The organism is Streptomyces sp. NPDC055815 (assembly GCF_053616475.1).
This window is the reverse complement of the sequence record NZ_JBSHDU010000123.1, coordinates 1-17,094: the sequence shown is the minus strand read 5'-3', so window position 1 is coordinate 17,094 and position 17,094 is coordinate 1. Positions and strand designations below refer to the sequence as shown.

20 protein-coding genes and 4 tRNA genes are annotated in these 17,094 nt (G+C 71.1%); 9 read left to right on the top strand and 15 right to left on the bottom strand.

The genetic code is table 11. The features are described from left to right. The 5 genes from rplA to ACWGN5_RS39875 all read right to left on the bottom strand — a co-directional run. Positions 1–714, bottom strand: a 714-nt coding sequence (gene rplA, locus ACWGN5_RS39895; RefSeq protein ID WP_453523376.1) for a 50S ribosomal protein L1, incomplete at its 3' end; no start/stop codon positions are given. A gap of 79 nt (positions 715–793) precedes the next feature. Beyond that, positions 794–1,228, bottom strand: a complete 435-nt coding sequence (rplK, locus tag ACWGN5_RS39890; RefSeq protein ID WP_030687894.1) for a 50S ribosomal protein L11 — start codon at positions 1,226–1,228, stop codon at positions 794–796. A gap of 158 nt (positions 1,229–1,386) precedes the next feature. Further along, on the bottom strand, positions 1,387–2,247 hold the full coding sequence (gene nusG / locus ACWGN5_RS39885; protein ID WP_453523373.1) for a transcription termination/antitermination protein NusG: 861 nt from the start codon (positions 2,245–2,247) through the stop codon (positions 1,387–1,389). A 44-nt stretch (positions 2,248–2,291) separates the two neighbouring features. Further along, positions 2,292–2,579 (bottom strand): preprotein translocase subunit SecE, encoded by a 288-nt coding sequence (secE, locus tag ACWGN5_RS39880; protein WP_189800410.1) that lies wholly within the window; start codon positions 2,577–2,579, stop codon positions 2,292–2,294. Between the two features lie 103 nt (positions 2,580–2,682). Further along, positions 2,683–2,755, bottom strand: a tRNA-Trp gene (locus tag ACWGN5_RS39875). A gap of 206 nt (positions 2,756–2,961) precedes the next feature. Here ACWGN5_RS39875 and ACWGN5_RS39870 point away from each other — a divergent pair. Both ACWGN5_RS39870 and ACWGN5_RS39865 read left to right on the top strand, forming a co-directional pair. Continuing rightward, positions 2,962–4,188, top strand: coding sequence for a pyridoxal phosphate-dependent aminotransferase (locus tag ACWGN5_RS39870; RefSeq protein WP_453523371.1), 1,227 nt, complete (start codon positions 2,962–2,964; stop codon positions 4,186–4,188). Between the two features lie 119 nt (positions 4,189–4,307). Next, complete coding sequence (locus ACWGN5_RS39865) at positions 4,308–5,324, top strand: adenosine deaminase (RefSeq protein ID WP_453523369.1); 1,017 nt, start codon at positions 4,308–4,310, stop codon at positions 5,322–5,324. Here the strand turns inward: ACWGN5_RS39865 and ACWGN5_RS39860 are convergent. Next, a complete protein-coding gene (locus ACWGN5_RS39860) occupies positions 5,321–5,917 on the bottom strand; it encodes a TetR/AcrR family transcriptional regulator (RefSeq protein ID WP_453523367.1) in 597 nt (198 codons plus the stop codon). The genes ACWGN5_RS39865 and ACWGN5_RS39860 overlap by 4 nt on opposite strands. 87 nt (positions 5,918–6,004) lie before the next feature. Between ACWGN5_RS39860 and ACWGN5_RS39855 the strand changes: the two genes are divergently transcribed. Next, on the top strand, positions 6,005–6,637 hold the full coding sequence (locus tag ACWGN5_RS39855) for an NAD(P)-dependent oxidoreductase (RefSeq protein WP_453523365.1): 633 nt from the start codon (positions 6,005–6,007) through the stop codon (positions 6,635–6,637). Between the two features lie 3 nt (positions 6,638–6,640). Here the strand turns inward: ACWGN5_RS39855 and ACWGN5_RS39850 are convergent, their stop codons facing one another. The 8 genes from ACWGN5_RS39850 to ACWGN5_RS39815 all read right to left on the bottom strand — a co-directional run bounded on the left by ACWGN5_RS39850 (position 6,641) and on the right by ACWGN5_RS39815 (position 11,509). Next, positions 6,641–7,798: a UDP-N-acetylmuramate dehydrogenase gene (locus ACWGN5_RS39850; RefSeq protein WP_453523363.1), complete on the bottom strand. Its 1,158-nt coding sequence runs from the start codon at positions 7,796–7,798 to the stop codon at positions 6,641–6,643. Beyond that, complete coding sequence (locus tag ACWGN5_RS39845) at positions 7,795–9,306, bottom strand: MFS transporter (RefSeq protein WP_453523361.1); 1,512 nt, start codon at positions 9,304–9,306, stop codon at positions 7,795–7,797. Before ACWGN5_RS39845 ends, ACWGN5_RS39850 begins: the two co-directional genes overlap by 4 nt. An 84-nt stretch (positions 9,307–9,390) precedes the next feature. Next, positions 9,391–9,960 (bottom strand): TetR/AcrR family transcriptional regulator, encoded by a 570-nt coding sequence (locus ACWGN5_RS39840; RefSeq protein WP_453523359.1) that lies wholly within the window; start codon positions 9,958–9,960, stop codon positions 9,391–9,393. Between the two features lie 117 nt (positions 9,961–10,077). After that, complete coding sequence (locus tag ACWGN5_RS39835) at positions 10,078–10,506, bottom strand: MaoC family dehydratase (protein ID WP_453523357.1); 429 nt, start codon at positions 10,504–10,506, stop codon at positions 10,078–10,080. A gap of 2 nt (positions 10,507–10,508) precedes the next feature. Further along, entirely contained in the window at positions 10,509–10,961 is a 453-nt protein-coding gene (locus ACWGN5_RS39830) for a MaoC family dehydratase N-terminal domain-containing protein (RefSeq protein ID WP_030687915.1), read from the bottom strand. A 105-nt stretch (positions 10,962–11,066) separates the two neighbouring features. Further along, positions 11,067–11,231, bottom strand: coding sequence for a 50S ribosomal protein L33 (gene rpmG, locus ACWGN5_RS39825; protein WP_003956487.1), 165 nt, complete (start codon positions 11,229–11,231; stop codon positions 11,067–11,069). Between the two features lie 88 nt (positions 11,232–11,319). Next, positions 11,320–11,392 (bottom strand) — tRNA-Met (locus tag ACWGN5_RS39820). A 44-nt stretch (positions 11,393–11,436) separates the two neighbouring features. Continuing rightward, positions 11,437–11,509: transfer RNA gene (locus tag ACWGN5_RS39815), tRNA-Thr, on the bottom strand. A gap of 206 nt (positions 11,510–11,715) precedes the next feature. On the opposite strand from ACWGN5_RS39815, the gene ACWGN5_RS39810 reads away from it, so the two are divergent. Together ACWGN5_RS39810 and ACWGN5_RS39805 are read left to right on the top strand one after the other, a co-directional pair. Then, positions 11,716–12,996, top strand: coding sequence for an amidohydrolase family protein (locus ACWGN5_RS39810; RefSeq protein ID WP_453523355.1), 1,281 nt, complete (start codon positions 11,716–11,718; stop codon positions 12,994–12,996). A gap of 2 nt (positions 12,997–12,998) precedes the next feature. Next, positions 12,999–13,655 carry an SDR family oxidoreductase gene (locus tag ACWGN5_RS39805; protein WP_453523353.1) on the top strand — a complete coding sequence of 219 codons (657 nt, stop codon included), beginning with the start codon at positions 12,999–13,001 and terminating at the stop codon, positions 13,653–13,655. Between the two features lie 64 nt (positions 13,656–13,719). Here the strand turns inward: ACWGN5_RS39805 and ACWGN5_RS39800 are convergent. Then, a tRNA-Tyr gene (locus ACWGN5_RS39800) sits at positions 13,720–13,801 on the bottom strand. Between the two features lie 171 nt (positions 13,802–13,972). Here ACWGN5_RS39800 and ACWGN5_RS39795 point away from each other — a divergent pair. The 4 genes from ACWGN5_RS39795 (at position 13,973) to ACWGN5_RS39780 (ending at position 16,963) form a co-directional block, all read left to right on the top strand. Further along, positions 13,973–14,464, top strand: coding sequence for a YajQ family cyclic di-GMP-binding protein (locus ACWGN5_RS39795; RefSeq protein WP_030687924.1), 492 nt, complete (start codon positions 13,973–13,975; stop codon positions 14,462–14,464). Between the two features lie 108 nt (positions 14,465–14,572). Further along, a complete protein-coding gene (locus tag ACWGN5_RS39790; RefSeq protein ID WP_453523351.1) occupies positions 14,573–15,070 on the top strand; it encodes a methylated-DNA--[protein]-cysteine S-methyltransferase in 498 nt (165 codons plus the stop codon). A 14-nt stretch (positions 15,071–15,084) separates the two neighbouring features. Further along, a complete protein-coding gene (locus ACWGN5_RS39785) occupies positions 15,085–15,714 on the top strand; it encodes an alpha-ketoglutarate-dependent dioxygenase AlkB family protein (protein WP_453523349.1) in 630 nt (209 codons plus the stop codon). A gap of 10 nt (positions 15,715–15,724) precedes the next feature. Then, complete coding sequence (locus ACWGN5_RS39780) at positions 15,725–16,963, top strand: APC family permease (RefSeq protein ID WP_453523347.1); 1,239 nt, start codon at positions 15,725–15,727, stop codon at positions 16,961–16,963. The last annotated feature ends 131 nt before the right edge of the window (positions 16,964–17,094 follow it).

Genomic DNA, 17,094 nt, shown 5'->3' with positions numbered 1-17,094 from the left:
GTCCTCCTCGACGAGGAGGTTGCGGGTGCGGTTGGAGTCCAGCGGGATGCCGGGGCCCATCGTGGTGGTGAGGGCGGCCTTCTTGATGTAGCGACCCTTGGCGGCGGACGGCTTCAGACGGAGGATCTCCTCCAGCGCCGCGGCGTAGTTCTCGACCAGCTTCGTGTCATCGAAGGAAACCTTGCCGATGATGAAGTGGAGGTTCGAGTGCTTGTCGACGCGGAACTCGATCTTGCCGCCCTTGATGTCGTTGACAGCCTTCGCGACATCGGGGGTGACGGTGCCGACCTTGGGGTTCGGCATGAGACCACGCGGGCCGAGGACGCGGCCGAGGCGGCCGACCTTGCCCATGAGGTCCGGGGTGGCCACAACGGCGTCGAACTCGTTCAGGCGGTTGCCCTTGGAGATCTCGTCGATGAGCTCGTCGGAGCCGACGATGTCGGCGCCCGCGGCGATCGCGGCCTCGGCACGCTCACCGGTCGCGAAGACCAGGACCCGGGCGGTCTTGCCGGTGCCGTGCGGAAGGTTCACGGTGCCACGGACCATCTGGTCGGCCTTGCGCGGGTCGACACCCAGGCGGAAGGCGACCTCGACGGTGCCGTCGAACTTCGTGGTGGCGGTCTCCTTCGCGAGGCGGACGGCCTCGAGGGGAGCGTAGAGCCGCTCGCGGTCGATCTTGGCGTCCGCGGAGCGGAGAGCCTTGCTGCGCTTCACTGCTTCTCCTGTTGGTTCAGGTATGGAGTCGTGGTGCGGGCCGCGCCGGCCCTACCACTGAGGTCACGAGGGGGGGTGATCAGCCCTCGACCGTGATGCCCATGGAGCGGGCGGTGCCAGCGATGATCTTGGACGCGGCGTCCAGGTCGTTGGCGTTGAGGTCGGGGAGCTTGACCGTGGCGATCTCGCGGACCTGGGCGGCCGTGAGCTTGGCAACCTTGGTCTTGTGCGGCTCGCCGGAGCCCTTCTCCACGCCCGCGGCCTTGAGGATCAGCTTGGCGGCCGGCGGAGTCTTGGTGATGAAGGTGAAGGTGCGGTCTTCGTAGACCGTGATCTCCACCGGCACGACCATGCCACGCTGCGACTCGGTCGCGGCGTTGTAGGCCTTGCAGAACTCCATGATGTTGACGCCGTGCTGACCGAGCGCGGGGCCGACCGGCGGGGCCGGGTTGGCCGCACCGGCGTTGATCTGGAGCTTGATAAGCCCCGTGACCTTCTTCTTCTTGGGAGGCATTGCTCTCTCCGGGTCCTAGTGAGAGTGTTCAGCCCGCCTTCCGGTCATCCGGATGCAGGCATACCGCACAACGATAACGGGTATAGACGTGCGGCTAAAAACCGAGCAGGTCAGAGCGGCTTCGAGAGCCACTCTGACCTGGTCGGAAGACGGTGAGATCAGTTCTTCTGGATCTGGTCGAAGCTGAGCTCGACCGGGGTCTCGCGACCGAAGATCTCGACGAGGCCCTTGACCTTCTTCGAGTCGGGGTTGATCTCGTTGATCGTGGCCTGGAGGGTCGCGAACGGGCCGTCGGTGACGGTGACCGAGTCGCCGACCTCGAAGTCCAGGACCTGGACCTCCAGCTTGCGGGCCGGAGCCGGCTTGCCCTCGGCCTCGGCGGCCTCGCGGGCGGCCTTCTCCTCGGCCTCCGGGGCGAGCATCTTGACGATCTCGTCCAGGGTCAGCGGGTACGGGTCGTAGGCGTTGCCCACGAAGCCGGTGACGCCGGGCGTGTTGCGGACGACGCCCCAGGACTCGTTCGTCAGGTCCATGCGGACGAGAACGTAGCCGGGGAGCTTGTTCTGCTTGACGTTCTTCCGCTCGCCGCCCTTGATCTGGACGATCTCTTCCTCGGGGACCTCGGCCTGGTAGATGAAGTCCTCGACGTTGAGCGAGACGGCGCGCTGCTCGAGGTTGGCCTTCACGCGCTTCTCGTAGCCCGCGTAGGTGTGGATGACGTACCACTCGCCGGGGAGGGTGCGGAGTTCCTCGCGGAGCGCGGCGACCGGGTCGACCGGGGCGGCCGGCTCGGCCTCCTCCTCGGTCTCTTCCTCGGCGTCCTCGACCTCGGCCTCGACCTCGTCGGTCTCGTCCTCGTCGGCCTCTTCGGCCTCGTCGCTCTCGACGTCCTCGTCCGCAGCGTCCTCAGCAGCGTCGACCTCGACGTCCTCGACGTCCTCGTCGGCGGCCTCGACGATGTCCAGCTCGTCCTCGACGGACTCGGACTCGAAGGCGTCGTTCAGGTTCGCGTCAGACACGGTGGCTGCTTCTTCCTGCGATACAGATGGGGTGGAACAAAAAGTCAGCCGAAGACGTACTTGACTGCTTCCTGGAAGCCATAGTCAATCACGGTGACAAGGCCGATCATGATGACGACGAAGACAATCACCACGGTGGTGTACGTCGTCAGCTGGCTGCGCGTGGGCCAGACGACCTTGCGGAGCTCGGCGATGATCTGGCGGTAGAAGAGCGCGAGACGGCCAAGAGGGCCCTTCTTTCCGCGCTTCCCGCCCTTGCGGGACTTCTTCTTCGACTCTGCGGTCTCGTCGTCGGCATCAGGCATGTCGATGGAGCCTACGGCGTCCGTCACGATCTCTCACCTGATTCCGGGTCGGCCGTGCCGCGCCCGGGTGGAGCCGCACGGCGGTGCAATGAAGTACGTACATGCGCACAACACCTGGCGGTGTGTGTAGCAGGGCCGGAGGGACTTGAACCCCCAACCGCCGGTTTTGGAGACCGGTGCTCTACCAATTGAGCTACGACCCTTTGTCGGTGCCCCCCAACGTACCGCATCGTGAGATGTGGTCGGTGCGGGCCAACGAGGAGTGAGCATACGTGGTCCGGGGCCCCTACGTCGAACAGAAAGCGCGCCGACCTGCCGTAGGACGCGCGTACGACCGGTAATGACCGGTCCTGTCCGGTCCTTGAAACCTGTGTGCCGGGCCTCGACGCGGTCTGGGACGATGGCCCGTATGAGCGCTGCTACCCCTCCCACCGAGCGTCGGGTCTCCGCCCGGATCGGTGCGATCTCCGAGTCCGCCACCCTCGCCGTCGACGCCAAGGCCAAGGCCCTCAAGGCCGCCGGGCGCCCGGTGATCGGTTTCGGCGCGGGTGAGCCCGACTTCCCGACCCCGGACTACATCGTCGACGCGGCCGTCGAGGCCTGCAAGAACCCGAAGTACCACCGCTACACGCCGGCCGGCGGTCTGCCCGAGCTGAAGGCCGCGATCGCCGCCAAGACGCTGCGCGACTCCGGTTACGAGGTCGACGCCTCCCAGGTCCTGGTGACCAACGGCGGCAAGCAGGCGATCTACGAGGCCTTCGCCGCGATCCTCGACCCGGGTGACGAGGTCATCGTCCCGGCGCCGTACTGGACGACGTACCCCGAGTCGATCCGCCTCGCGGGCGGTGTCCCGGTGGAGGTCGTCGCCGACGAGACCACCGGTTACCGGGTCTCGGTGGAGCAGCTGGAGGCGGCGCGCACGGAGAAGACCAAGGTCGTCCTCTTCGTCTCCCCCTCGAACCCGACCGGTGCCGTCTACAGCGAGGCCGAGACCGAGGCGATCGGCCGCTGGGCCGTCGAGCACGGCCTGTGGGTCCTCACGGACGAGATCTACGAGCACCTGGTCTACGGCGACGCCTCGGCCGTCTCGCTCCCGGCCGTCCTGCCGGAGCTGCGCGACAAGTGCATCGTCGTCAACGGCGTGGCGAAGACGTACGCGATGACGGGCTGGCGCGTGGGCTGGATCATCGGCCCGAAGGACGTCGTGAAGGCCGCGACCAACCTGCAGTCGCACGCCACGTCCAACGTCTCCAACGTGGCGCAGGTGGCCGCGCTCGCCGCCGTGTCCGGCAACCTGGACGCGGTCAAGGAGATGGGCAAGGCCTTCGACCGCCGCCGCCAGACGATCGTGCGGATGCTCAACGAGATCGAGGGCGTGCTCTGCCCGACCCCGGAGGGCGCGTTCTACGTGTACCCGTCGGTGAAGGGGCTGCTCGGCAAGGAGATCCGCGGCAAGCGCCCGGAGACCTCGGTCGACCTCGCCGCGCTGATCCTGGACGAGGCCGAGGTCGCGGTCGTCCCGGGCGAGGCCTTCGGCACCCCGGGCTACCTGCGGCTCTCGTACGCGCTCGGTGACGAGGACCTGGTGGAGGGCGTGTCCCGGATCCAGAAGCTGCTCGCCGAGGCGCGCGACTGATCCTCTTGAGGTGCGGGCCCCCGGTTCTCCGGAACCGGGGGCCCGTTTTTGCGTTCTAGCAAGGTCCCGATCGGGGAAACGGACTGTATTCGTCCATTCGGGTGCGGCAGTATCGGCCAATGGAGCATGTACGCGATCTCACCCTGTTGCCCAAGGCCCATCTGCACCTGCACTTCACCGGTTCGATGCGGCCCACGACGCTCATCGAGCTGGCCGACAAGTACGGCGTGCGTCTCCCGGAGGCGCTGAGCAGCGGTACGCCTCCGAAGTTGCGGGCGACCGACGAGCGCGGCTGGTTCCGCTTCCAGCGGCTCTACGACATCGCCCGCTCCTGCCTGCGCGCGCCGGAGGACATCCAGCGGCTCGTCCGGGAGGCGGCCCAGGAGGACGTCAGGGACGGCTCGGGGTGGCTGGAGATCCAGGTCGACCCCACCTCGTACGCCCCGCATCTCGGCGGTCTGATCCCGGCCCTGGAGATCATCCTGGACGCGGTCGACGCGGCCTCTCGGGAGACCGGGCTCGGGATGCGGGTCCTGGTGGCGGCGAACCGCATGAAGCACCCCCTCGAGGCGCGGACCCTGGCCCGGCTCGCGGTGCGGTTCGCGGACCGGGGCGTGGTCGGCTTCGGGCTCTCCAACGACGAGCGGCGGGGCATGGCCCGGGACTTCGACCGGGCCTTCGCGATCGCTCGCGAGGGCGGCCTGCTCGCGGCCCCGCACGGCGGCGAGCTGACGGGTCCCTCGTCGGTACGGGACTGCCTGGACGATCTGCGGGCGGCGCGGGTCGGCCACGGGGTGCGGTCGGCGGAGGACCCGCGGCTGCTGCGGAAGCTCGCCGAGAAGGGCGTGACCTGCGAGGTCTGCCCGGCGTCGAACGTGGCCCTCGGGGTGTACGAGAAGCACGAGGACGTCCCGCTGCGGACCCTCTTCGAGGCGGGCGTCCCGATGGCCCTGGGCGCCGACGACCCGCTCCTCTTCGGCTCACGCCTTGCCGCCCAGTACGAGATCGCGCGGCGGCACCACGGGTTCACGGACGCGGAGCTGGCGGAGCTGGCCCGTCAGTCGGTGCGGGGCTCGGCGGCGCCGGAGGACGTCAGGGCGAAGCTCCTGGCGGGGATCGACGACTGGATCGCCTAGCCGATCCCGCGGAGCAGGGTGCGGGCGAGTGAGCGCGCGAAGTCGTCGAGGGAGTCCGGCGGCCGGCGGTCCGGGCTCATCTCCCAGGCGAAGGAGCGCTGCACACAGGCCCCGAGGAGCAGGGAGGCGGCGGCCACCGGGTCGGCGTCGGGGCTGACGCGGCCGTGCCGCTGCTCGGCGCGGAGGTAGGCGGCGAGGCCCTCGATGGGCTTGTGGGGGCCGCTGCCGTAGGTGCGCATGACCTCCTCGTGGCGCCGTTTGAGCTGCGGTTCGGCGTAGAGGGAGGCGACGACCGGAAAGGTCTGCTCGTAGAAGAGCGCGGCCTGCCGGGCGACCTCGGTGAGGTTCTCCTCGACGGTGCGGCCGCCGGGGTCGGCGACGAGGGTGCCGAGGAGTCCGCCGAGCTGGGGCAGGCGCTCGTTCAGGACGGTCAGGAAGAGCTCTTCCTTGCTGCTGAAGTACTTGTAGAGCGCGGCTTCCGAGCAGCCGGCCGCCTTGGCGATCTCCTTGGTGGTGGTGCGGGCGAGCCCCGCCGTCCGCATGAGGTCACGGGCGGCGTCGACGATCCGGGTCCGGGTCGGCCTCTGTTCCATGCATCCTCCAGCCACGCTTGACGTCTGAGTGAGTATCCACTCACCCTGGGGGTGAGTGAACACTTACCCACCCCGGGAGGGTGCGACATGAAGCTCACAGTCTTCGGCGCGACCGGCGGCATCGGCCAGGAGATCGTCCGGCAGGCACTGGCCACGGGCCACGAGGTGACGGCGGTGGTACGGGACCCGGCACGGCTCACCGTGACCGGCACGCGCCTGACGGTCCTCCGGGCCGACCTCTCCGACCCGGAGGCCCTGCGCGGGGCCGTGGCGGGCCGCGACGCGGTGCTCTCGGGCCTCGGCGCCCGGAGCCGGGCGGACGCGGGCGTGGCGGCGCGCCTCACCCGCTCGGTGCTCACGGCGATGCAGGCCGAGCGGACGCGCCGGCTCCTGGTGGTCAGCGCGGCCCCGCTGGGCCCGGTCCCGGACGGCCAGGCCCTGGTCGACAAGGCCGTCCTGGCGATCATCAACAACGTCCTGAAGGACGTCTACGCCGATCTGCGGGTCATGGAGTCGGACCTCGCCGCGAGCGAAGCCGACTGGACCTCCGTACGCCCGCCCAAGCTGACGAACAAGCCGGGCACCGGCCGGTACCGCAAGGTCGTCGGCGGCACCCCGTCCCGGGGCCGCTCCCTGGCCCGCGCGGACGTGGCGCACGCGATGCTGGCGATGATCGACGACCCGGCGACGCTCAAGCAGGGCGTCGGCGTCGCGTACTAGACGCTACAGCTCGACGCCCACGGTGACGGGCTCGTTGACCAGGGTGATCCCGAAGGCGTCCCGTACCCCGGCGACGACCTCGCGGGCGAGGGCGAGGAGGTCCTCGGTGGTCGCCTCGCCGCGGTTGGTCAGGGCGAGCGTGTGCTTGGTGGAGATCCGGGCGGGCCCGGAGCCGTACCCCTTGGTGAAGCCGGCCCTGTCGATCAGCCAGGCCGCCGAGGTCTTCACGGCGCCGTCCTCGCCCGCCGGGAAGGCCGGCGGGGTGACGTCCGGGCCGAGCCTCTCGGCCACGCGCGCGAGGAAGGTCCCGTACTCCCCCGCCGTGAGGATCGGGTTGGTGAAGAAGGAGCCCGCGGACCAGGTGTCGTGGTCCTCCGGGTCCAGGACCATGCCCTTGCCGGCGCGCAGCCGCAGCACGGTCTCGCGGGCGGTGGCGAGCGGCACCCGGTCCCCCGCCTCGACGCCCAGGGCGCGGGCGGTCTCCGCGTACTTGATCGGCGCGGAGAGCCCGTCGGCGTCCTCGAGCTCGAAGCGGACCCGGAGCACGACGTACCGGTCGGGCTGGTCCTTGAAGAGGCTGTGCCGGTACGAGAAGGCGCACTCGGCGTTCGTGAGGGTGACGGTCTCCTCGGCGCGCCGGTCGTAGGCGACGACCTCGGTGACGGTGGCGGAGACGTCCTGGCCGTAGGCGCCGACGTTCTGGATGGGGGTCGCGCCGGCCGAGCCGGGGATGCCGGCCAGGCACTCGATCCCGGCGAGCCCGGCCTCGACGGTCCGCGCGACGGCGTCCGTCCAGACCTCGCCGGCGGCGAGCTCCAGGCGCGTGCCGTCCAGGTGGAAGCCGGTGGTGGCGATGCGCAGCGCCGTGCCGTCGAAGCCCTTGTCCCCGATGACCAGGTTGGATCCGCCGCCGATGATCAGCAGCGGGGTCCCGGCGGCGTCGGCCTCGCGGACGGCCGCGACCACCTCGTCGTCGGTGGTGGCGGTGACGAGCCGGGTGGCGGGCCCGCCGAGCCGGAAGGTGGTCAGGGGCGCGAGGGGGGCGTCTGCGATCTGCTGCACGGGCTCAAGCGTACGGGCGCATCCGCGGCGGGAGAAAAGGCGACGGCCCCGCCCGGAGTGGCGGGGCCGTCGCGGGCGCGGTGCCGCGGGTGCCGTCACGCGTCGATCAGACGCCGCTTCCCGGCCCCGGACTCCGCCCCCGCCCCGGACTCCGCCCCCGCCCCGGACTCCGCCCCTGCCGCGGGCTCCGTCCCGGCCGCGGCCTGCGTCTCCGCCTTCCGTCGCGCCTCCTGGCGCCGTGACGGGGCGAAGAGCACCGCCACCGCGCCCAGGGCCACCGCCCCGGCGCCGGCCCACAGCGCGGGCACCAGGCCGTCGACGAAGCTCTCGCCCGACTCGTACCCGCCCTGCGCGGAGAAGATCGAGGCCATCACGGCGACGCCGAGCGCGCCGCCGACCTCGCGCAGCGCGTTGTTGGCGCCGGACGCGATGCCCTGCTCGGACGGGCGGACGCTGGACATGACGAGGTTGGCCGCGGGTGCGAAGTACAGCGCCATGCCGATGCCGCTCAGGACGAGGGCGGGCAGCTGGACGGCGTACGAGGCGTCGGGCGTCAGGACGAGCGCGAACCAGGCCAGGCCGATCGCCTGGAGGGCGAGGCCCGCGGCGACGACCGGGCGGCCGCCGATCCGGTCGGAGAGGGCGCCCGCGATCGGCGCGACGATCATCGGCATGCCGGTCCAGGGCAGCATCCGCAGCCCCGCCTCGGTGGGCGAGTAGCCGAGAACGCCCTGCATGTACTGGCTGAGCAGGAAGATCGAGCCGAACATGCCGAGGAACATCAGCAGGCTGGCCGCGTTGATGCCGGAGAAGGCGCGGTTGCGGAAGAGCCGCATGGGCAGCATGGGCGCCTTGTTGTGGATGCCGTGGTGGATGAATCCGCCGATGAGCGCGGAGCCGGCGATCAGTCCGGTGAGGACGGTGGCGGAGGTCCAGCCGTCGATCGGGCCGCGGATCAGCCCGTACACGATGCCGAACAGGCCGCCGCTGGCGAGGAGCGTGCCGGCGATGTCGAGGCGGGCTCCGGCGCCGTGCGACTCGGCGAGGCGCAGCCGGGCGAGCGGCAGGAGGGCGAGGCCGAGCGGGACGTTCAGCCAGAAGATCCACTGCCAGGAGATGTGCTCGGTGAGGCTGCCGCCGATCAGCGGACCGGAGGCGACGGCGAGGCCGTTGACGGCGCCCCAGATGCCGAACGCCATCCCTCGTCTGGCGGCCGGGACGGCCGCGGTGAGCAGGGTGAGGGTGAGCGGCATCATGATCGCGGCGCCGACGCCCTGGACGGCGCGGGCGGCGATCAGTGCCTCGATGCCGGGGGCGAGCGCGGCCGCGGCGGAGGCGCCGGTGAAGACGGCGAGGCCGACGACGAAGAGCCTGCGGCGGCCGAAGCGGTCGCCGAGGGCGGCCCCGAACATGAGCAGGACGGCGAAGGTGAGGGTGTAGGCGCTCACCGTCCATTCGAGGTCGTCCAGCGCTCCCCCGAGGTCCTCGCGGATGGACGGGAGCGCGGTGGTGACGACGAGGTTGTCGAGGGCCGCCATGAAGCCGGCGACGCTGGTGATGACGAGGGCCCAGGCGGCGGAACCGCGGCGGGCTGCTGGCTGACTCATTTCTGCCCCTCAGATCTCATGTTAGTTATCACTGACTAACTTTCGCGCCCACAGAAAAGCCGGGACGTGCGAACGCGGGCGGCGCTACTTCTCCAGCCGGCCGAGGCGGCGGGCGGAGGGGTAGAACCCCTCCCAGACCCGGTGCTCGGGCGGGAAACCCATGGCGACGAGGGTGTTGATGAGCATCCCGTACGCCAGGAAGGTCGTGGTCTCCTCGGCGTCGGCGCCGAGCGCGAGGTGGACGGTCTCCCAGAGCCCCGTCCAGCCGGCCCGTACGGCCTCGCCGAACTCGTGGTCGCCGGCCGCCTCGGCGGCGGCGACGGTCACGTACACCTGCATCTGCATCAGGAGCCGGTCGGGGTCCTCGGCGATGATCCGGGTGTACGCGTTGGCCATGGCGTGCAGGGCCTCCTCGCCGGACAGCCCTTCCGCGGCCTCTTCAAAGATGCGCACGGTGTCGCTGATGCAGCGCTCGGAGGCGGCCAGGAAGATGGCCTTCTTGCCCGGGAAGAGCCGGAAGAGATACGGCTGCGAGACACCGACGCGCTTGGCGATCGCCTCGGTGGACGTGCCGTAGTAGCCGCCGCGGCTGAATTCGCTCATCGCCGCGCGGATGACGCTCTCGCGCCGCTCCTCCGCACTCATCCTGACCATGTGACTAAGTTAGTACTCAATCACTAACTTGGTCAAGGGGATCGGGCGACCGCTTTCCGCGGCCACCCCTCCCCCGGTTCCCCGGTCGCGCTGCGCGAGACCGGTTCCCCGCTCCTGCTACGCGAGCCTGACGACGGCCCGGGACATGCCCAGGACCTTCTGTCCGGCGCTCATGGCCGTGATGTCGACCCGCACCTGCTGGTCGTCCAGCTTCGCGGCGACCTTGGCGGAGACCTCGATCTCGGCGCCCTTGTCGTCGTTCGGGACGACGACCGGCTTGGTGAAGCGGACGCCGTACTCGACGACGGCGGCGGGGTCGCCGGCCCAGTCCGTGACGACGCGGATCGCCTCGGCCATGGTGAACATGCCGTGGGCGATGACGTCGGGGAGGCCGACCTCGACCGCGAACTTCTCGTTCCAGTGGATCGGGTTGAAGTCCCCGGAGGCGCCGGCGTACTGCACGAGCGTGGCGCGGGTCACGGGGAAGGTCTGCGCGGGCAGCTCGGTGCCGACCTCGACCTCGTCGTAGGCGATCTTCGCGGTCATGCTCAGGCCCCCTCGGGCGCGCGGGAGACGAGCTTGGTCCAGGCGGTGACGACGTGCTCGCCGGAGGCGTCGTGGACCTCGCCCCGGATGTCGAGGATGTCGTTGCCGGCGAGGGACTTGATCGCCTCGATGGTGGAGGTGACCGAGAGCCGGTCCCCGGCACGTACCGGCCGGGTGTAGGCGAACTTCTGGTCGCCGTGGACGACGCGGCTGTAGTCGAGGCCCAGCTGCGGGTCCTCGATGACGGCGCCGGCCGCCTTGAATGTGATGGCGAACACGAAAGTGGGCGGGGCGATCACATCGGAATGTCCGAGCGCCTTGGCCGCCTCGGTGTCGGTGTACGCGGGATTGGCGTCACCGATCGCCTCGGCGAACTCGCGGATCTTCTCGCGGCCGACCTCATAGGGCGCGGTGGGCGGATAGGTCCGGCCCACGAAGGACTGGTCGAGCGCCATGGACTCGATACCTCCTGCTGAATTTGTTGCCGATGCCTGTCGGGGGGAGCCGACAAACGACACGAGGCCGCCCCCGAGTGGGGACGGCCTCGTGTACGAGCCTGATTAGCGCGTCTCGCGGTGCGCGGTGTGCGAGTTGCAGCGAGGGCAGTGCTTCTTCATCTCAAGACGGTCCGGGTTGTTACGCCGGTTCTTCTTGGTGATGTAGTTCCGCTCCTTGCACTCCACGCAGGCCAGCGTGATCTTCGGGCGGACGTCGGTGGCAGCCACGTGAGTGCTCCTTGACGGACGGATGGACGGATGAACGCATAGAAGAGTAGCCGATCGAAGGACCGACCCCACAATCGGCTACTGTCTGTAGCGGTGACCGGACTTGAACCGGTGACACAGCGATTATGAGCCGCTTGCTCTACCGACTGAGCTACACCGCTTTGATGATCCGGACCCCGCCCGAAGGCGGGATCCCTCTCACCAGAGCCCCAATACGGAATCGAACCGTAGACCTTCTCCTTACCATGGAGACGCTCTACCGACTGAGCTATTGGGGCGAGCGAGGAAGACATTACACGGTCTGCGGCCCATCACCCAAATCCGTTTCCCCGGGGCCTCGCGACGGCCCTCACCAGGCGTCCCGTACGCCACTCGTGGCCTCATCGGTACGACTATTGCGCTCCTTCTCGAAGCACGCTCCGGGCGCCCCTAGGCTCGGCCCCACGCTGCGTGATCTTGATCTTGAGGAGCCTTGAGGAGCCCGATGTCAGCCGACAGCAAGCAGCCCCAGCCGCCCGAGGACGGGGCCGCCACCACCGCCGACTCGACCTCGCTCCTGCTCTCCCACGCGCGGCTCACCGACGGACGGACCGTGGACGTACGGCTCGTCGGCGGCCGCATCGAGGCCGTCGGCACCGCGGGCAGCCTGCCCTCCGTGGGCGCGCGGGTCGACCTCTCCGGCTATCTGCTGCTGCCCGCCGCCGCCGAACCGCACGCCCACGCCGACACCGCGCTCTCCGCCGACACCCCCGGCCCCGTCTCGTACGCCCCCGAGGAGGTGCAGCGGCGGGCCACCGAGGCGGCGCTGCTCCAGCTCGGCCACGGCGCGACGGCGCTCCGCGCGCACGTGCGCATCGGCGACGTCCAGGGGCTCGGCCCGCTGGAGGCCGTGCTCCAGGCCCGGCGCTCGCTGCGCGGCCTCGCCGATCTGACGGCCGTCGCCGTGCCCCGGCTGCTCACCGGCGTCGCGGGTGCGGACGGGCTCGCGATGCTGCGGGACGCGGTGAAGATGGGCGCCGGCGTGGTCGGCGGCTGCCCGGACCTCGACCCGGACCCGGCCGGTTACGTGGAGGCGGTCCTGGAGGTCGCGGCCGAGAACGGCGTCCCGGTCGACCTGCACACCGACGGGGACGACACGGCCCGCCTGGCCCGGCTCGCGGCGATGGCGGGCGGACTGCGGCCGGGGGTGACGATCGGGCCGTGCGCCGGCCTCTCCCGGCTCCCGTCCGACGCGGCCCGCCGGGCGGCGGACGGGCTCGCGGCGGCCGGGGTGACGGTGGTGTGCCTGCCGCAGGGCGGCTGCGGCGGCACGGAGCTGCGCGGGGCGGCGCCGGTGCGGCTGCTGCGGGCGGCCGGGGTGCGGGTCGCGGCGGGCGGCGGGACGCTGCGGGACGTGGCCAACCCGGTGGGGCGCGGGGACCCGCTGGAGGCGGCGTACCTGCTGGCCTCGCTCGGCGGTCTGGCGCCCCAGGAGGCGTACGGGGCGGTGAGCGCCGAGGCGCGGGCCGTGATGGGGCTGCCGGAGGTGCGGGTGGAGGCCGGCTTCCCCGCGGAGCTGCTCGCGGTGCGCGGCGAGCGCCTGGCGGGCGTGCTGTCCCTCGCGTACAGCCGGATCGTGGTGCACCGGGGTCGGGTGGTGGCGCGGACGAGCGCGGTGCGGGAGTACTGCGACTCGGCGGCGGCCCTGGACCTGCCGCGTCAGGCGCGCCCGGAGCGGCCGCCCGAGCCGGGAAGCCCTCAGGCCGGACCCGACGTACGGTCGTGAGTATGCGCATCGTCATCGCTGGAGGACACGGACAGATCGCCCTGCGTCTGGAGAGGCTGCTCTCGGCGGCGGGGCACGAGGTCGCGGGGATCATCCGCAACCCGGAACAGGGCGCCGACCTGCGGGAGGCGGGCGCCGAGCCCGTCGACATGGATCTGGAGACGGCGTCGGTCGAGATGGTCGCCGCGGTGCTGCAGGGCGCCGACGCGGCCGTCTTCGCGGCGGGCGCGGGCCCGGGCAGCGGGGCCGCCCGCAAGGACGCGGTGGACCGCGGGGCAGCGGTGCTGTTCGCCGACGCGGCGGAACGCGCGGGCGTGCGCCGCTATCTGGTCGTCTCGTCGATGGGCGCGGACGCATCCCACCCGGGCGACGAGGTCTTCGACGCCTATCTGCGGGCGAAGGGCGCGGCCGACGACGACGTCCGCTCCCGTACGGCCCTGGAGTGGACGATCCTGCGGCCGGGCTCCCTGACGGACGACGCGGGCACGGGCATGGTCCGCCTGGAGGCCCATACGGGCCGTGGCCCGATCCCCCGGGACGACGTGGCCGCGGTCCTCGCGGAACTCCTCGACACCCCGGCGACCGCGGGCCTCACCCTGGAACTGATCGCCGGCTCGGTCCCGCTCTCGGTCGCGGTGAAGGACGTGGCGGGCAACTGACCCTCCGGCCCCTCCCGGAAACGAGTGAAGGTCCCCGGTGCAAGCACCGGGGACCTTCTTCACGTGGCGACGCCAGGATTCGAACCTGGGTAGGCTAAGCCGACGGATTTACAGTCCGCTCCCATTGGCCACTCGGGCACATCGCCATGGGTTCGCTGCCTTGGTTCACCGCGTTTCTGCGGTGTTCCCCGGCAACGACGTAAACAATACCTGATCCCCGGGGGTGGTTCGCCACCGGATTGATCAGCGGTTCGGCCGGCGGCTCACCCCCTAGGCTTTGGGGGTACCCCAAGCATCCGAGCAAGGAGCCACGAGTCATGGCCGACTCCAGTTTCGACATCGTCTCCAAGGTCGAGCGGCAGGAGGTCGACAACGCCCTCAACCAGGCCGTGAAGGAGATCTCCCAGCGCTACGACTTCAAGGGAACCAACGCCTCGATCTCCTGGTCGGGCGAGAAGATCCTGATGCAGGCGAACGGCGAGGAGCGCGTCATGGCGATCCTCGACATCTTCCAGTCCAAGCTGATCAAGCGCGGGATCTCGCTCAAGTCGCTGGACGTCGAGGGCGAGCCGCAGCTGTCCGGCAAGGAGTACAAGCTCTTCGCCTCCGTCCAGGAGGGCATCTCCCAGGAGAACGCCAAGAAGGTCGCGAAGGCCATCCGCGACGAGGGCCCCAAGGGCGTCAAGGCGCAGGTCCAGGGCGACGAGCTGCGCGTCAGCTCGAAGAGCCGGGACGACCTGCAGGCCGTGCAGGCGCTGCTCAAGGGCAAGGACTTCGACTTCGCGATCCAGTTCGTGAACTACCGCTGACCCCTGTCGTGAGGTCGTGAGGGTCGTGTCCGAATACCGCCAGCCCGGGGCTCGGTGGTCCCCGCACACTGGGTCCGAGGAAGACCCGTGCGGGGAGAGGAACCAGTCATGACCGTGTACGCGTACGTCGACGGCCCCCTGGGCGAGATGCTCCTGGTCGGAGAGCTCGCCGAAGGGGGCCGCGCCGTGCTGCGCTCGCTGTCCCTGCCGGGGCAGAAGGGCGCCGTCGAGGTCGAGGACGGCTGGACGCTCGCGCCCGAGGCCTTCGCCGAGGCCTCGGGGCAGCTGGGCGAGTACTTCGCCGGGCGCCGCGACCGCTTCGACCTGCCGCTCGCCGGTGACGCCGGGACGGAGTTCCAGCGGCGCGTCTGGCGGGCCCTGGAGGAGATCCCGTACGGGACGACCGTCTCGTACGGGGAGATCGCCCGGCGCGTCGGTTCGGCCGGCGCCGGGGTACGGGCCGTGGGCACCGCGATCGGGCGCAATCCGCTGCTCGTGGTGCGGCCCTGCCACCGGGTCGTCGGGGCCGACGGGAACCTCCGCGGGTACGCCGCCGGGCTCGACCGCAAGGAGCGGCTCCTCGGGCTCGAAGGGGCCCTCGCGTGAGTCAGGGGCCTCGTGTGAGTGAAGGTCTCTTCCCGCGCGAGCGGGTCACGGTGGCGCCCGGGGCGGTGCACGTGCCCGCGTGGCTCCCGTTGGCGCGCCAGCGGGAGCTGGTGGACGCCTGCCGGGAGTGGGGGCGCGGGCCCTTCCCGTACCGGCAGACCGTGCTGCCCGGCGGCGGCGTGATGTCGGTGCGGTCGCTGGCCCTGGGCCGGCAGTGGGTGCCGTACCGCTACCTCGACACCATCGGGCTCGAACTGCCCGACTGGCTGGTCGAGCTGGGCCGGGACGCGCTCGTCGAGGCCTACGGCGAGCACGGCGGCTTCACCCCCGACACCGCGCTGGTGAACTTCTACGCGCCGGGGGCGCGCATGGGGATGCACCAGGACCGGGAGGAGCGCTCCGGCGCGCCGGTGGTGTCGCTGAGCCTCGGGGACCGGTGCGTGTTCCGGTTCGGGAACGAGGAGAACCGCGGCAGGCCCTACCAGGACGTCGACCTCGTCTCCGGCGACCTCTTCGTCTTCGGCGGGGCTTCGCGATGGGTTCACCACGGGGTCCCCAAGGTGTTCCCGGGGACGGCCGAACCCGCGCTCGGCCTCACCGGGCGCCTGAACATCACGCTCAGGGAGACCGGCCTCAGCGTCTAATGTGCGGAGCATGACACCGGAACTCCGCCGCTCCCTGGGCCTCTTCGACGCGGTCGTGATCGGCCTCGCCTCGATGATCGGGGCGGGGATCTTCGTCGCGCTCGGGCCCGCGGCGGACGCGGCCGGCTCCGGGGCGGGGCTGCTCTGGGCGCTCGGCGTCGCCGCCGTGGTCGCGTACTGCAACGCCATGGCCTCGGCCCGGCTCGCCGCCCTCTACCCGGCCTCCGGCGGCACCTACGTGTACGGTCGCGAACGCCTGGGCTCCTTCTGGGGGTACCTGGCGGGCTGGGCGTTCGTCGCCGGCAAGACGGCCTCCTGCGCGGCCATGGCCCTCACGGTCGGGACCTACGTGTGGCCGGAGCAGGCGCACGCGGTGGCGGTCGCCGCCGTGGTGGCCCTGACGGCCGTCAACTACGGGGGAGTTCAGAAGTCGGCGCTGCTCACCCGGGTGATCGTGGCGGTGGTCCTCGCGGTGCTCGCCTGTGTCGTCGCCGTCTCCTTCGGGGCGGGCGGCAGCGGGATCCCGACGGTCGGCACGGAGCTCACCACGGGTGGCGTGCTCCAGGCCGCGGGTTTGCTCTTCTTCGCATTCGCGGGGTACGCGCGGATCGCCACGCTCGGCGAGGAGGTCCGCGGTCCGGCCCGCACCATCCCCCGGGCGGTGCCGCTCGCCCTCGGCCTCACGCTCGCCGTCTACGGACTCGTCGCGGTCAGCGTCCTCACCGTCCTCGGCCCGGCATCCCTCGCCGCCTCCCCCGCACCGCTCGCCGACGCGGCCCGCGCGGCGCACGCCGACTGGCTGGTGCCGCTGGTCGTGGTGGGCGCGGCCGTCGCGGCGCTCGGCTCGCTGCTCTCGCTGATCCTCGGGGTGTCCCGTACGACCCTCGCGATGGCCCGGGACGCCTACCTGCCGACGGCCCTCGCGGCCGTCCACCCGCGCTTCCAGGTGCCGCACCGGGCGGAGCTCGCGGTGGGCGCGGTGGTGGCCGTGGTGGCGGCGACGGTGGACGTACGGGGCGCGATCGGCTTCTCGTCGTTCGGCGTGCTCGTCTACTACGGCATCGCGAACGCCTCCGCCTGGACCCTGGGCGGCCGGAACCGCGCCCTCGCCGCGCTCGGCCTCGCCGGCTGCGGCACCCTCGCCTTCGCCCTCCCGGTCGGCTCGGTCCTGGCGGGCTCGGGGGTCCTGGCGGCGGGGGTGGTGGCGTGGTCGATAAGCCGGGGCCGAGCGGTACCGCCGGGGGCGTAGCGCGTTGCGGGCGCGCTTCCGCCGTTGTGGGCGCGCTTCCGCCGTTGTGGGCAATCGTTCCGCTGGGGCGGAACGGGTGGGCACAACGGAACGGCGCCCCTGCCGGCGCCTCCGCGTTCCGCGCCTGGACC